At 40.2% G+C, this 15,271-nt stretch carries 11 protein-coding genes; 7 read left to right on the top strand and 4 right to left on the bottom strand.

The window, feature by feature from the left end:
- Nucleotides 1–72: 72 nt before the first annotated feature.
- The gene (gene sstT / locus NSQ62_RS16695; RefSeq protein ID WP_341321220.1) at nucleotides 73–1,284 is read left to right on the top strand and encodes a serine/threonine transporter SstT; all 1,212 of its coding nucleotides are present in this window, start codon (nucleotides 73–75) and stop codon (nucleotides 1,282–1,284) included.
- Nucleotides 1,285–1,422: 138 nt separating this feature from the next.
- Nucleotides 1,423–2,799 (top strand): right-handed parallel beta-helix repeat-containing protein, encoded by a 1,377-nt coding sequence (locus tag NSQ62_RS16690; protein ID WP_341321219.1) that lies wholly within the window; start codon nucleotides 1,423–1,425, stop codon nucleotides 2,797–2,799.
- Nucleotides 2,800–2,865: 66 nt separating this feature from the next.
- On the opposite strand, the gene NSQ62_RS16685 is transcribed toward NSQ62_RS16690, so the two are convergent.
- Entirely contained in the window at nucleotides 2,866–3,795 is a 930-nt protein-coding gene (locus NSQ62_RS16685; RefSeq protein WP_341321218.1) for a DUF4003 family protein, read from the bottom strand.
- A 164-nt stretch (nucleotides 3,796–3,959) separates the two neighbouring features.
- Between NSQ62_RS16685 and NSQ62_RS16680 the strand changes: the two genes are divergently transcribed.
- The 5 genes from NSQ62_RS16680 to NSQ62_RS16660 all read left to right on the top strand — a co-directional run bounded on the left by NSQ62_RS16680 (nucleotide 3,960) and on the right by NSQ62_RS16660 (nucleotide 10,979).
- Complete coding sequence (locus NSQ62_RS16680; RefSeq protein WP_341321217.1) at nucleotides 3,960–5,174, top strand: carboxylate--amine ligase; 1,215 nt, start codon at nucleotides 3,960–3,962, stop codon at nucleotides 5,172–5,174.
- Nucleotides 5,175–5,846: 672 nt separating this feature from the next.
- Nucleotides 5,847–6,281, top strand: coding sequence for an SACOL1771 family peroxiredoxin (locus tag NSQ62_RS16675; RefSeq protein WP_341321216.1), 435 nt, complete (start codon nucleotides 5,847–5,849; stop codon nucleotides 6,279–6,281).
- A gap of 13 nt (nucleotides 6,282–6,294) precedes the next feature.
- Nucleotides 6,295–8,298: an AarF/UbiB family protein gene (locus tag NSQ62_RS16670; RefSeq protein ID WP_341321215.1), complete on the top strand. Its 2,004-nt coding sequence runs from the start codon at nucleotides 6,295–6,297 to the stop codon at nucleotides 8,296–8,298.
- Nucleotides 8,299–8,547: 249 nt separating this feature from the next.
- The gene (gene hutH / locus NSQ62_RS16665) at nucleotides 8,548–10,032 is read left to right on the top strand and encodes a histidine ammonia-lyase (protein ID WP_341321214.1); all 1,485 of its coding nucleotides are present in this window, start codon (nucleotides 8,548–8,550) and stop codon (nucleotides 10,030–10,032) included.
- Between the two features lie 71 nt (nucleotides 10,033–10,103).
- Nucleotides 10,104–10,979: a 5'-3' exonuclease gene (locus NSQ62_RS16660; RefSeq protein WP_341321213.1), complete on the top strand. Its 876-nt coding sequence runs from the start codon at nucleotides 10,104–10,106 to the stop codon at nucleotides 10,977–10,979.
- 520 nt (nucleotides 10,980–11,499) lie between these two features.
- On the opposite strand, the gene NSQ62_RS16655 is transcribed toward NSQ62_RS16660, so the two are convergent.
- From NSQ62_RS16655 to NSQ62_RS16645, 3 genes are read right to left on the bottom strand one after another with little or no spacing between them, the layout of a single operon-like run.
- Nucleotides 11,500–12,651 carry a Ger(x)C family spore germination protein gene (locus tag NSQ62_RS16655; protein ID WP_341321212.1) on the bottom strand — a complete coding sequence of 384 codons (1,152 nt, stop codon included), beginning with the start codon at nucleotides 12,649–12,651 and terminating at the stop codon, nucleotides 11,500–11,502.
- On the bottom strand, nucleotides 12,648–14,081 hold the full coding sequence (locus tag NSQ62_RS16650; RefSeq protein ID WP_341321211.1) for a spore germination protein: 1,434 nt from the start codon (nucleotides 14,079–14,081) through the stop codon (nucleotides 12,648–12,650). The genes NSQ62_RS16655 and NSQ62_RS16650 overlap by 4 nt, the downstream gene beginning before the upstream one ends.
- Complete coding sequence (locus tag NSQ62_RS16645) at nucleotides 14,068–15,165, bottom strand: endospore germination permease (protein ID WP_341321210.1); 1,098 nt, start codon at nucleotides 15,163–15,165, stop codon at nucleotides 14,068–14,070. Before NSQ62_RS16645 ends, NSQ62_RS16650 begins: the two co-directional genes overlap by 14 nt.
- Between the last annotated feature and the right edge of the window lie 106 nt (nucleotides 15,166–15,271).

Below are 15,271 nucleotides of genomic sequence, written 5' to 3'. Positions count from 1 at the left end.
TTCATATCGATTTTTAGGTTTCACTCGCTTCACAAAAGAAGCAAATAACATCTTAGAATAGCGGAGGGAATTATGAAAAGTTTGTTCAACAAATGGAATAGTATTAATTTAGTAAACCGCATTATTATTGGTATTGTGCTGGGAGCCATTCTCGCGTTAACAATTCCAGAACAAGTAAGCGGCATTACGATTTTAGGTTCTTTATTTATCGCAGCTTTAAAAGCAGTTGCACCAATTCTGGTATTTGTACTAGTAATTAACGCCATCGCGTCACATGTGGGCGGTAAGGCGACAAATATGAAAATGATTATTGCGTTATATTTAGCAGGTACGTTTTTAGCGGGCTTTGTAGCCGTAGTTGTAAGCTACATTTTCCCAACAACACTAACATTAAAAACAGCGGCACAGGATGTTACACCTCCAAGTGGTATTTTTGAAGTATTTGAAACATTATTATTTAACATTACAACAAACCCAGTAACTGCAATTATGAATGCAAATTATCTTGGGATTTTAGCATGGGCGATTGTGCTAGGGATTGCACTAAAAGCATCAAACGACACAACGAAATCAGTCATTTCAAACATCTCAGATGCAGTAACGAAGGTAGTACAATGGGTAATTAGCTTAGCACCATTCGGGATTATGGGGATTATCTTTGAGGCCATTTCGACAACAGGTCTTTCAGCGCTAGGTGAATATGGTCGTTTAATTTTAATTTTAGTAGGAACAATGTTCTTCGTTGCATTAGTTGTGAATCCATTAATGGTATTTATCGTGGCACGTCGTAACCCATACCCACTTGTATTCATGTCATTAAAAGAAAGTGGGATTACAGCATTCTTCACACGAAGCTCAGCTGCCAACATTCCAGTCAATATGGCGTTAGCTGAAAAGTTAAAGTTGGATAAAGATACATACGCTGTATCGATTCCATTAGGCGCGACAATTAACATGGCGGGTGCTGCTGTGACGATTTCGGTATTAACGATGGCAACAGCACATACGCTAGGTATTGAAGTTGACTTTATTACAGCGGTCATTTTAATGGTGCTGTCAGCAGTATCAGCTGCTGGTGCATCAGGTGTTGCCGGTGGTTCACTATTATTAATTCCGTTAGCATGTAGTTTATTCGGGATTTCAGATGATGTAGCGATGCAAGTTGTTGCGATTGGCTTTATCATCGGTGTAATTCAAGACTCATGTGAAACAGCATTAAACTCATCTTCAGACGTTGTATTTACAGCAGCTGCTGAATATGCAAAAGAGCGTAAAGCAGAATAAGACAAAAACCACATCACAGACGTGATGTGGTTTTTTGTCGGAATTCATTATTTCTTGGGAAATAAAGTACAAATAATTGGAAAATAACCGTTATATAAAGAGAAAGATTTACAGTGATTCGACTTTGGAGGGAATAACATGTCAATTTTAGATAATTTACGCCAGGTGAAGCGCGAACTACTCGATGAAAAACATCCACTGGCAAATGAAACGATTCAATTCCGTAAAATTTACGCAATCGGTTATGCGATGCTTGTTTGTGTCAATGGCTATCCAAGTGAGATGGCGAAGGATGCGTTAAAAAAGCAAATTACGCTAGTTGATTTACCGGCGGATTTTAAAAAGCTCGCAATTGCCGCAGCATTAGAGGCTGATCCGCAGACTGTACATAATTTATTACAATTATTAACTGAAACGCGTCATCAATATATTTTCATGCTTGATTTATATCAGTACGCACAACAGGATCGTAAAATTACCGAAAAAGAGCAGGAGCTACTCGTATTATTCGAGGAACTGTTGCAGCTAAGCTATGAGGAAGTGCAGTTCATTCGCGGCTTCCGTTTAGCCATGTTAAAAAAAGATACAGAAGTAGCAACGAAGGTTGTACAAGCGGCATTTGAGCAAAATATAGCAATTCCATTAACGGAACTGCCATACTTTTTACCAGGCTTTGAATACCAGGAGCGCTTAATGCAAATGACCTTACTGAGTGGGCAAAAGAAAAAACTTGGCTATGCGACGTATTTAAATGGTGAAGTGATTGTTAGTAAAGGTGCGGAGCTGGATTTAAACGGCATGAAGGTAACGTTCGGCAATGAGGCGACGATTATTGTCGACGGGGGTGTGTTAAAGGCAGACGGGGCACAGTTTATCGCGTCAATGGATGCCAATAAAACGATGTTGTCTCTACGTAATGTAGGCTTAACGAAATTACAGGATGTTCACTTCTTTGGGGCAAACAATGTGCGCGCTATTGAAATGAATAATGCCAAAGTCGAGCTTGATACATGCTCGTTTGAAAAATGCTTTGACGAGGAACGCGGTGGGGCGATTTACTTTACGAATAGCGACCATTTCGTGTTACGCAACTGCGTTTTTGAACATAATGCAACGCTTGGTAAAGGTGGTAGTATGTATATTGCGGGAACCGAAGCGAGTCACATGAAGAAACGCGATTTCTTTAGCCGCATTACAGGGAAAGTCCAAAAGGTTAAGCTTGTGATGAGTGGCTGTCAATTTAAAGAAAGCCGTGCAGAAATGTCAGGCGCAATCCACACGTATGACGCCGAGATTTTGGTTCATAATTCAACATTCGATAGCTGCTCTTCACGCGGAGGTGGAGCCGCAATTGATACGTTAAACTGTACAATAGATGCAGGTGGTAACGCCTTTACAAAATGTAAGGCAGCGGTGAATTCGGCGGTTGTTGTATTAGGGAGTACAAAGGGTGCCGCAGAAAGCACGATTGGTAAGTTCGAGCTTTGTGAGCCGAAGAATTTTATAACAAAATAATAGTTTAGGCATGTCGAAGTTACTTGGCATGCCTTTTTGTTGACGCGAAATGTGTTTTTCTAATGTTTAATCTCCACCACCGCCGCCATCAGAACCACCGCTATCCCCATCACTTGAAGCGTCGTTATGAATGTGCAGCATATCGCTAAAATCGAGCTCATATTCTGGTAAATCGCCAATCGCCTCGTTTGATGTGTAAATTTGCGCGGCTAATGACAGCGTGTTGCAGTCATGTTTTTTTAATTTTAATACGTGACAAATTTCATCGTGAATAGCATAGAGGGCTGGGAACTGTACGACATCGAATTTCGCTAAAGCAAGTAGTGCGATTGTGTTGTAGTGACAGGGTTTCAATTTCACATCGGACTTTTGAATGATTGCGGAAATTTGCTGTACATGTTGAAACGTTTGTTCACAAAATGTTCCGGTGCCGAGCGTTAAGAGTACTGCGCTATTTTTTGTAACCCCTTTACGTTCGTAGCCTAGAGAAATAAGGGCATTGTAATAGCGTTCGTAGGTTTGTGCCAATGTTGCCTCGTCATGATTACGTGTGGCAAGTAAGGCAACCGTTTGTGGTGCAAATGCAGAATATTTTAAGCTCGGTTGCTGTTGTAGTGCCTGCATCAATTGCTGCATCTTGACTAAATCGGTGTCGGTTTTTAAATACATCGCTGCTAAATACGTTTGTTCATTACGCTTAAACTGTTTTGTTAGTTGCTTGTACATATGTATCGTGTGAGGGACCTGCTCTGGTGTTTTTGCAAAATGTACATAATAGTTGTGCGCAATCTTTTGGCTTGTACGTGCACTGTTATACCATTTTGTATTGGCCTTAATTTGCTGAATAACTTTTTCATAATCCTCATAGTAAAATGCATGATTACGTACGGTTAATTTAAGCGCTAATTCCTTTTCAAATGGTGTGGAATCGGAGCCGAAATAAAGACGGATTTTTTCGATATTATGGAAAAATAATTGTAGTTGTTCGTTCATCATTTTCACCTCTTAGTTATTTGTACGTTTCTAAATAGAAGAAGTTTCATTAATTGCGTTAGGAATAGTCAAAATTAAGTTCGCAAAATACAGCATAAATCGAGTGAGTGGTGTATGATAAATAGGTAAAAAAACAAACGAACAAATGTTGAGGGGAACTAAACGCAATGAGCCGACAACCTTTTTTACCGATTATTGTAGGTACTGATATTAATGCATACAACATGGCGATTTCATTCCATGAAGAATATAAAATCCATCCGGTGCTAGTTGGGAAGGGCGTACTGCCATTTACAAATTTAAGTACGATTCCACGTGCAATTGAGTACGATAAAAAACTAGGCGATCCAGCACAATTCGCGAAAATTTTAATTAGCGTGGCGAAAAAATATGAAGAAGCGGCCGAAAAATTACTATTAGTCGGTACGAATGATTTATATGTACGCTTAATTATTGAAAACCGAGCTCTTTTAAAAGACTACTTTGTGTTTAACTACATCGAAGAAGACTTAATGAACGAAGTACAATTTAAAGAAAACTTCTATAAATTATGCGAACAGCATGATATCGATATTCCAACTACGGTGTTTTACAACTGTAAAACAGACGGCGAATTTACAAAGGATATGATGTATCCAGTCATTATCAAGCCAAGTAACGGCATCGAATACACCCGCAATCCATTTGAAGGACAAGCAAAAGTCTTTAAAGTTGAAAATATCGAGGAATTAAACAGCGTAGTAACAATGATTAAAAATAGTGGATATGCGGACACATTAATTATCCAAGACTACATTCCTGGTGAAGATACAGCGATGTGGGATTCGGTTGTCTATGTAAGCTCAAAAGGCGAAACACAGCTTGTGTCATATGCACAGGTCGTACTACAAGAGCATACGAAAACGGCGATTGGAAACTATACGGCGTTAATCACTCGTTATGACGAAGAAATGATGACAAAACTGCGCGGCTTTTTAGAGGCGTTAAATTATCGTGGTTTCGGGAACTTCGATTTAAAATACGATGAACGCGATGGCAAGTTTAAAGTATTCGAAGTTAACATTCGCCAAGGTCGTTCAAGCTATTACGTAACGGCACTGGGGCACAATATGGCACGTTATTTTGTCGATGATTTAATTTACGGCAAGGAAAAGCCATGCACGTACTTAAAAGGTGATATGCTGTTTTCTGTTGTGCCAAAAATCGTACTGAAAAAATTCGTGGCTGATCCAGTTGTAAAAGCGGATATTGCCCGTTTATTAAAAGAAAAGAAAATGGTCAATCCGTTATTTTATAAACAAGACAAGCACTGCAAGCGTAAGTTCTACATGTTCATGCGCCAGGTGAATTATTACAAGAAGTATAAAGAAAACGTTTGGTAAACATGTTGTTTGTCATAAGTTAGGGATGGCAAGAAAAAACAAGCTTTTCTAATTGAATCCGTTCTGCTGCGCTACGGCGGACGCTTTCCGCGGGCACGGCTCCAACTAATTTTTTGTGCCTCTGACGGCGGCAAAAAAAAATGGATTTTCCGCACGCGCTGTTCCCGCAGGAGTCTGCCGCCTTCGCTCCGCGCCACTCTACTTTGGTATAAAGTGAAGCTCTTTAAAAAATGATAAAACAAAGCTTGTTCCTTTTAAATCAGTGCAACTTATAATCAACGTTAATAAAAACTTTTAATAAATGAGTTTTCAATCAGCAGATCATTGATTTAAGCAATTTCAATAAAGAAACAGTAACTTTTTCACCATCCGCCGCCTAGCGTAAGCGCAAGCGGCTTAATTTTGTGCTCTTAACTATTATGATGAGGGAAAAATGATGGATTGGTGGGCCTCGCAAACGGCATTAAAGACAGTAGTATGGACACGTACCACGTGGCCATAATGCGGTCATGCCGAAGCCCACCAATCAATTAAGTGAAATTTTATTAGAAAAAGCAACTCCGTTTTACGGTGATGATCCAAAAAAGCGCAATTTCCTTTCGAGGGGGTTGCGTTTTTTCTTTGACCTCTTAAAAATGTTATAGTAGAAGAAAAATGAAATGAGTGAATTTTTTGGCAACGCATACATTTACACTAAACATCGATTGGCCACAGGGACGAAATGCGGTTGGCGCGTTAACTGCGGAGCGCCTACAAACACAAGTTTCAATTCCACCAGAAATGGATGGTCCGGGCATTGGGACGAATCCAGATGAGATGCTACTAGGCGCAGCCGCTACATGCTATATCATTACACTTGCGGCGATGTATGAACGGAGTCAAGTTGACGCGGATGTAACATTAAAATCTGAGGGCGTTGTCGATGTGACAAATGGTGTGTTTACGTATAAGGAAATTCATCATCATGTCGCGATCACACTTAACGAGAAGTCCGAGCGCACGCTAAAGTTAGCTGAGCGCTATGCATATAAGGCAGAGGAAACTTGTATGATTAGTAAAGCGTTAAAAGGGAATGTAGACATTCAGGTACATATTACGATGAACTAAGGGGGCGAGCTTGTTGAGCGTTATTTCAACAATCATTCAATTAGTAGGCGCAGGTATTTTAATCTTTTTCATTAGTGGGCGGTTGATAGGCTCGCAAGTAAGCACAGTAAAGCGCCTATTATCAGTCATAATCAGTGTCGCTTTAACAACCTTTGTATTTTGGTACACCTATTTACGTGGGACAGACTATTACGATCAAGGGCTCATGTCAAATGTCGTGAATAGTGCTACGTTGCTGTGGTTTGGTAGTATGCTACTGATTTCCATGCTGTTGTATTTATTTTTCGAGTTATTTGATCCGATTGAGCTCAATGAAAACGGGAATCCGGTAGGCAAACGTTCGTATATTAAAACAGTTATTACGTACTGGAAGCGTCAAAAGCGTTTGCGCGAGGTTGTAAGCATCGCTGTGAGAAATGGCGTCACACGCACCGTAAAATACGCACGTGCTCGCGAGGACGAACGCGAATTAGCAAAGGCACTGCGTGATACATTGGAGCAGTGTGGTGGCGTGTTTATTAAATTTGGACAAGTGTTATCTACACGAAAAGAGCTACTATCGCCGATTTTTATCGAGGAATTAGAAAAGCTACAACAGCACGTCAAACCATTAGCAGAAGAGCAAGTGAATCAAATTTTACAAGATAATTTTAAGAATGACACGGAGCATATTTTTTCTTATTTCAGTAAAACGCCTTTAGCTGCCGCATCGATTGGTCAGGTACACAAGGCGGTATTAAAGGACACAAATGAGCCGGTTGTCGTCAAGCTCTTGCGTCCTGAAGTGAAGCATATTATGCATGATGATTTAGCGATTTTAATGGAATTTGCCAGCTGGATTTCAAGTAAATCACAATGGGCGGAAAACTTAGGATTTTACGATTTAGCAAAAGGTTTTAGTCTCGCGCTAAGTGAGGAAATTGATTTTCATATCGAGGCGCGCAATATGGAGCAAATGGCGCTAATCGTGAAAAGTGGCAATATCGATGTCAAAGTGCCGAATGTTTATACAAGTTTTAGTAATGAAAATGTGCTCGTGATGGAGTATGTAAAAGGCAAGTCCGTTACGGTAGGGAGTCTGTTGTTTGCACAGCAGGCCGCGCAAACGAATCGTCATGATTTTGCCCAAACACTACTGTATGCCTTTTTAGAACAAGCGCTCATTTCAGGGATTTTCCATGCCGATCCACATCCAGGCAATATTTATATTGAAGAGGGTACCGGGCGTGTCGCGATGCTCGATTATGGAGCGGTGGGTCGGCTAGCGGTGCAACAGCAGGACGGGCTGAAGTACTTCCTAGTAGGGATTCATCAAAATGATGCCGCGCTTGTAGTAGACGGCATTAGTCTATTAGTTGAAAATGCAGAAGAAGTGAATCGCCAAGAGATGGAGCAGGCCATTAGCCAAATCTTGTTGAAGATTAATTATGTGACACGTATCGAAACGGACGAATTAATTTATTCCATTTTCTCGGTGGCACGAGATTTTGGCTTGCATTTTTACCCATCTGTCAGCGTTGCATTACGTGCAATCGTCACGTTAGATGGGACACTGTCAACGATTGACCCAAACTTTACTATTTTTAGTGAGATTAAAGATTTCTCAAATGATTATTTAAAAGCAAGCTTGATGAAGCCATTTAAGGAACCAAAAGAGACGAAGCAAATGATTGAAGAAGAGCTCGCACTGTTATTGCCAAATATACGTAAACTTCCGCGCCGTATTGATCAAATGATTAAAAAAGCCGAAAGCGGTAAGATTATTTTGCATCATGATATTTTTTCAGATAAAGCAAATGCGATGTTTGTCACACAGCTTTTTTCACGTTTTGTCCTGTTACTTGTCGGCATTACATTTGGTATAATTTCCGTCGCTTTACTCGCAATTTCACAGTTTATGCATACGGCTTACGCGGTCTATTTAAATACCGCTGCCTATTTAGGTTTATTTTTATGTGCCATCTTACTTGTTCGTCTGTCGATTCAAGCGATTCGTGATATGAAACGAACAAAATGATATAGAAGGAGACTCGAGAAATCGGGTCTTTTTTTTTTTTGTTAATATAGTAGAATACTAATGAATTAGTGTATTAGTGTGTTAGAGATAAATCTCGTTGAAGTAAAAAACTTCGTAAAACATATAAAATAGGACTTTTAGAGAATAAATATTCATTTGAGATAAAAATAGGTGGAAATAAAATGTTCTTTGTACAATAATAAATTTAAGACAATTATCGTTTCGAAAAATCATAAAGGGTGGGCTAACATGATTCAATTAAACGGGCAACAGTTAACTATGGAACAAATGGAGACTATTTTATATGGGAAACAACAGGTAGTCATTTCAGATGATGCAAAGAAGCGCGTAGAAAAAAGTCGGTCAGCAGTCGAACGCATCGTACAGCAGGATAAAACGGTATACGGGATTAATACAGGCTTCGGAAAATTTTGCGATGTGAAAATTGCGGAGCAGGAAGTAAGTAAATTACAGTTGAACTTAATTCGCTCGCATGCCTGTGGATTTGGTGAGCCATTTCCACCACTCGTTGCAAAGGCGATGATGGTACTACGTTTGAATGCATTGTTAAAGGGGTTCTCAGGCATTCGATTAGAAGTATTAGAGCGATTATGTTTCATGATTAATGAGGACATTCTTCCGGTAATCCCACAGCAGGGTTCACTTGGGGCATCTGGTGATTTAGCGCCACTTTCACATTTAGTATTGGCGCTCATTAGCGAGGGTGAAGTATTTATAAACGGAGAGCGTCAGTCATCAAAAGAAATTATTGAGCGTTTGGAGCTTGTGAAAATCGAGCTACAAGCAAAAGAAGGACTGGCACTGATAAACGGGACGCAGGCAATGACCGCGCAAGGAATTGTCAATTACATTGAGGCAGAAAAGCTAGCCTATGCGAGTGAGTGGATTGCTGCGATGACCATGGAATCGCTCTACGGTATTATTGATGCATTTCACCCAGCGGTTCACGAGGCGCGTGGGATGAAAGAGCAAATTGATGTGGCTACGCGTATGCGTGACTGGTTAGAGGGCAGTGAGCTCATTACCCATCAAGGCGACAAGCGCGTACAAGATCCGTATTCGCTGCGCTGCATACCTCAAATTCACGGGGCAAGCTGGCAAGTATTGAATTATGTAAAAGAAAAGCTTGAGCTTGAAATGAATGCTGCTACGGATAATCCGTTGATTTTTGAAGATGGGGATTTAGTCATTTCTGGAGGCAATTTCCACGGTCAGCCGATTGCCTTTGCGATGGACTTTTTAAAAATCGGGATCGCAGAACTTGCAAATGTATCGGAGCGCCGTATTGAGCGCTTAGTGAATCCACAGTTAAATGAAGGGTTGCCAGCGTTCTTAAGTGCGAACCCTGGACTTGAATCCGGCGCCATGATTTTACAATATAGCGCGGCAAGCCTTGTGTCAGAAAACAAGACACTTGCACATCCCGCATCGGTTGATTCTATTCCATCGTCTGCGAATCAGGAAGATCACGTAAGTATGGGCACAACCGGAGCTCGTCATGCGCGCATGATTATTGCCAACGTACGTACCGTTTTGGCAATCGAAGCATTTTGTGCAGCACAGGCTGTTGAGTACCGCGGTGTCGAAAAAATGTCGCCGAAATTACGTGAACAGTGGGAGCAGATTCGCGAAATCGTGCCAAGTATGACTGAGGATCGTGTTTTTAGTCAAGACGTCAATCGCATTATTGAATTTTTACTCCCACAGCAGTAAGTGCTTCAAACAGCCTTTACGTGGCGGTTTTGCTATAATGAGTGTCTAGAAGTTTGAGAGGAAGTATCATTATGACAAAACCACACTTATTAATCGTAGATGGCATGGCACTTTTATTCCGTTCGTTTTTCGCATCTGCAGCGATGAACCAATTTATTCGCTTAGATGATGGCACGCCGTCGAACGGGGTACAGGGCTTTGCTCGTCACGTATTAACTGCACAAAATTTAATGAAACCGACACACTTAGCGGTTTGTTGGGATATGGGTGCGCACACATTCCGCAATGAGCTCTATGACGGCTACAAAGCGAACCGCCCAGCACCACCAGAAGAAATGCTACCTCAATTTGATATGGCAAAAAATGTATCAAAAATGATCGGCTGGCAAAACTTCGGCACAAAAGGATTAGAGGCGGATGATTTAATCGGTTCGATGATTGAAAAGTGGAAGGACGACGCGCAAATCACGGTCATTAGTGGCGACCGCGATTTACTGCAGTTACTGAATCCATCGACAACGATTGCGTTCACAAAAAAGGGCTACACAGAATACGAAGTGTACACAGAAGCACGCTTTGTCGATGAATACGGCATTGCACCGAAGCAATTTGCGGAGGTAAAAGCATTTATGGGCGATTCAGGTGACGGCTACCCAGGCGTTAAAGGAATCGGACCAAAAACGGCGTTACAGCTGATTCAAAATCATGGCTCGATTGATGGTGTGTTAGAAGCATTACCAACATTAAAACCGGGTCAACGTATTAAAATTAGCGAAAACGAGGACATGTTACGCTTGTCGCATCAGTTAGCTAAAATCAACTGTGAAGCAGAAATAGATGCAGAGCTTGATGCATTACGTTTAGATGGATACACGCCTGAAATATTCCAATCAGTGGAGCAAAAAGGCTATCGTTTAATCGCTAAGCATGCGCGTTCATTAAAATAAGAGTCTGCGATAAAACAAAAACACAAATTTTCTCTTTGCGGAGAAAGTTTGTGTTTTTTTGGGTTCATCACCGTAAGTTGGAGATGACAAAGTTTTAGATAAATAAAATGGGGACCTTTTAACCTTATCCATTCTGCTGCGCTACGGGAGAAAAGCATTGATGGGAGATGATTTTAAGCTCATATCCGTTGTACTGCGTTCCGGGCGGCGTGGCTCCAACTAAATGTTCCATGCCTCTTGCGGCGGCATGGAACATTGGATTTTCCGCGCACGCTTAATCGCCAAGGAGTCCGCCGCTCCACTCCGTCCAACTCTTTTCGTTGAAGCGGGTGTTTTTTGCAACTCACCCTTCGCTCCGCGCCACACTACTTATAATCAATGGTATAAAAAAGAACCTTTCAATAGCAAGCTTAACGAGGGCAAAATTTTATGATTGGTGGCCATAATGCTGTCATGCCGTAGCCCACGAATCAAGTGAAATTTTATTAGAAAAGCAATCCCAGGTTACAATTATGAGCCGTTATTGACTATCTTTCCTATTTGAAATAACCCGTTCTCCATTCATTTTAACGACTTCAACGTTAATCGAACGAATTGAGTTTTCGTCCAACGGGATAACGCCGTCTTCATTCATCTTTTTCCATGCTTTATTATGTTTTCGATAGACAGTTTCTGATAGACGAAAAACATCGACGTCCATCTTTAATGCGGCTTTATAGGTTGTTTCAATTTCCTTTTCCATCGTCTCTTCAACTTTTTTTATTAATTTCTCCATAATCTCCTGATTCTCGGATTCTACCCCTTCAACAACGCATTTTACATCTAACTCAAAGTGTATCGAATCCTCATTAATGATGGGACGTATCGTTGGTTTAATGGATTGTACGACATTTGTTACATAGGGATCTGCAAAACCGTCCATTTTTACTGTAATTTCACTACGCACCGTTTTTTCCGTCATCCATTGGAGACCTCGTACATCGTCACCTTTTAAATGTCCCTTATACGGATCCTGTAAATTAACTAAGACAACCGATTCAATAGAATAGACGGTATCTGGTCCTTTATCCGTTGACCAGTTTTCACTAATTTCAATAAAAGGGATGATGGCCGAATGGCTCGGTTCATCTAGATTAATCAAAATTTCACGGAAGTTGATTGGTTGAATCAACGATGATTGTTTTAGGGAATTAGTTGGGTCGGCCACCTTTGATAAGGTAATCGCTTTATTAATAATCGGTGTCGTTAGCATCACTTCTTCTAAAGGGGCATCGGTAATGTAGGTCCATGTAGTATAGCGCAATTCCCGATAGCGAATAAACGAGTTAACGATTGCCTTACCTTTGTGTTGTTTGACCGCTTCTTCTGAAAAGATGACATATTCAAGTTGGCCTAAAAATAGCCTTTCATCCATGCTCTTATATAAGTTGAAAAACACTTCATCAAATGTACGTCCTCTTGCTACACCAACTTCTGCCTGAGATGCTTCTGGATTGGGTTGATCGGATTTCGCGATATTCGTAAAATCAATAATTTGTGCATACATGACATATTCATCATCCTCAAAATCAATACCAATACCGTACAGATAATACATTCGCTCAGGTTGATTGGTATCCCAGCATCCTGCGAGTAAAAGAAAGAATGGGAGAAATAGAAGCTTCTTCATCATTCTTCCTCCCTTGTTTTATCCTGAAGTGTTTTAATGGCTGTTCGTTTTTTATAGTCTTTCTTAGGTGGGCGGAATAACGATAATTTTATATTCGACCAAGAAAGATCCGCTGTAAAGTTAAGGTACGGAACACCGTAAACACGCACGTTTGCCAAATAAAGAACGACTAAATACATCGATAAAAATAAGCCAAATAAACCGAAAATAGAGGTTACGATAATAAACAAAACGCGCGCGACACTTACCGCTGTAACGAGCGATTGATTGACAAGCGTAAAGGTCGCGATGGTTGAAACCGCAATGACGACAATCATGGCTGGGCTTGTGATTCCTGAACGGATTGCAGCATCTCCAATTATCAGTCCGCCAACTACACTAATTGTTCCACTAAGTGTACTTGGGAGACGTAACCCAGCTTCTCGAAAGAGCTCAAACATGAACAGCATACCGAGCATTTCTAACGCGGAGGGAAGTGGTAATCCCGTATTGGCTTGAACGATTGTCGCAAGTAAGGGGAACGGCAATTGTTCTTGGTGAAATGTCGTTAAGGCAAGCCAAAATGCAGGCAATAAAAGTGCAATGAGAATACCAAAAATCCGTAATACGCGTTCTAATGAGCTTGTAATCGCTGGATAATCAAGATCCTCACCTGATTTTAATAGCATAAATAAATCGACAGGGGTAATCACTGCATAAGAAATGCCATCAACTAAAATGACAAAGCGTCCTGATGACAATGCCATAACAGCAAAATCGGGGCGACCTGTCGTATCGTTTAGCGGTAAAAAATAGGAGCGTTTATTAAATCGTTCCATAAGGGATTCACTGCTTAAAAGAACATCTGTACTAACAGATTCCAAATCTTGTTTTAGTTCTTTTAATATGGACAAACTTGCAATATCGTGAAAATAAAGAATCGCAAGCTTTGTTTTCGAACGCTCCCCAATAGATAGCTTTTCAACAGCAAGAGAATCAGTAGGTAGTCGTTTACGAATGAGCGCAATATTAATAGCTAAATCTTCAATAAAATTGTCTCTAGGGCCTTTAATTTGTACCTCTAATTTCGTTTCTTCTGGACTTCGATTCGGCTTTTTTTCAATATTACTCGATAATAATATTTGAAGCTTTTCCACATAAATGAGCACAAAGCCGCCAAAAACATTGGACACTGCATCGTTTAAATCATCAATTTTTTGTAAATCAGGAATGTATAAATTTTGTAAAAGCATCGTTTCATCTAGTGGGGTATCAGGGTCACTACAAATGGACTGAAGCCTTGGTACAATAATTTCATTAAGTGAGTACTTGTCAATCATCGCATCGCATGTGATGAGCGTGACATTGCTCGCTTGAAAAGAATACGTTTGAAAATGAACATCCTCACAATGTTTAAATTGCGATTTTAACGAAATCGTATCAATTTGCTGCATCGCTTTCCACCTTATTCTTTGTTCTCTTTCGCAAAAGGAAAAGTAATAAAAAGGCTAAAATAAAAAAGAACAAAGTTGTACTTATTAGAAAATACTTTCCTTTCACCTCGATAAATATACTGTCGTTCATTAAAAACAGCGGTAATGTTAAAAAAATATAGGCGGGTGCAACGGTTTTCCAAACTTGCTTCGTCTTTCCTGTGATCCCTAATAGCTCAATCGCGATAAATAACAAAAAGCCAACGCGTATAAACGCACCGGTTAACCATTGATAAATCGAAAAGAAATCTAAATGTGAAATATAGCCACCAATTTTTGCGATACGCCATTCTTCAAAAGCAGGATAGCGTTGTTTTGCAGCTTCTGTAGGCCCAAATTCGGTAATCGCACCTAACAATGGACCAAGCGTTAAGCCCACAAGAATAAAGAGAATAATGAGTAGATGTGTAAACTTTAATTTTTTCTTAAAATGCTGTTGAATAAACAAAAATAATAGAATTTCAAAAAAGCCAGAAGCAGGATAAAGAGTCGTTTTAATAATGGGTGAAAAGCCATGTTCGAAAAATGGCCGTACAAGTGAATAATCTTTTACTTGTATATTGACAAAAGCAACGAAAAAGCCCAATATAACGACACCAAATAGGACTATGACATTCGCCATCGTAATACTTAATACAGAGGACGTAGCTAATAAAATGCAAACAACTGAAAAAAAGAAAAACAATAGGATAAAGGGTGTTTCGATTAAGAAGGTTGTGGATACCCATTGAATCGTTTCACGCATTGTAAACGCCGCCATGGCCAATACATAAAAAACAATGATATAAATTAATACATTCCCTAATTTAGGGTAGTTTGTAAGCAGACGCGTACGAACGGAATCTGACTGTAGCCCTTTTTGAAGGTGGAAAAAAACATAAAGCCACGGAATTGTGATGAGCGCCGCCAAAATGATGGACATCCAAGAATCGCGTCCAGCACCATTTAGTAAAGAAGGAATGATCGTCACGTGATTTTTCAAGCCAATGACTGTCATCGATAAAAAAACAATATGGAGAATACTAATTTTACCAAGTGATTTCATAGAGAATTCCTCGCACTTTTTTCTTAGATAAGGGATGATAACCGCATGCGCTAGTGGCAAGCGACGCATTCGTAGTACCAAGTATTGCCAATGGTTAGGGGTGTTA

This window comes from Solibacillus sp. FSL H8-0523 (genome assembly GCF_038051985.1).
GTDB lineage: Bacteria > Bacillota > Bacilli > Bacillales_A > Planococcaceae > Solibacillus.
Note: the sequence above shows the minus strand (reverse complement) of the source record. Positions and strands in the feature narration are given on the sequence as shown.

What these genes read in the sequence shown, in the direction of transcription:
- NSQ62_RS16680 (WP_341321217.1), top strand. Translation starts at nt 3,960, where the DNA reads ATGAGCCGACAACCTTTTTTACCGATTATTGTAGGTACTGATATTAAT.
- NSQ62_RS16645 (WP_341321210.1), bottom strand. Translation starts at nt 15,165, where the DNA reads ATGAAATCACTTGGTAAAATTAGTATTCTCCATATTGTTTTTTTATCG.
- NSQ62_RS16690 (WP_341321219.1), top strand. Translation starts at nt 1,423, where the DNA reads ATGTCAATTTTAGATAATTTACGCCAGGTGAAGCGCGAACTACTCGAT.
- hutH (WP_341321214.1), top strand. Translation starts at nt 8,548, where the DNA reads ATGATTCAATTAAACGGGCAACAGTTAACTATGGAACAAATGGAGACT.
- NSQ62_RS16660 (WP_341321213.1), top strand. Translation starts at nt 10,104, where the DNA reads ATGACAAAACCACACTTATTAATCGTAGATGGCATGGCACTTTTATTC.
- NSQ62_RS16655 (WP_341321212.1), bottom strand. Translation starts at nt 12,651, where the DNA reads ATGATGAAGAAGCTTCTATTTCTCCCATTCTTTCTTTTACTCGCAGGA.
- NSQ62_RS16650 (WP_341321211.1), bottom strand. Translation starts at nt 14,081, where the DNA reads ATGCAGCAAATTGATACGATTTCGTTAAAATCGCAATTTAAACATTGT.
- sstT (WP_341321220.1), top strand. Translation starts at nt 73, where the DNA reads ATGAAAAGTTTGTTCAACAAATGGAATAGTATTAATTTAGTAAACCGC.
- NSQ62_RS16685 (WP_341321218.1), bottom strand. Translation starts at nt 3,795, where the DNA reads ATGATGAACGAACAACTACAATTATTTTTCCATAATATCGAAAAAATC.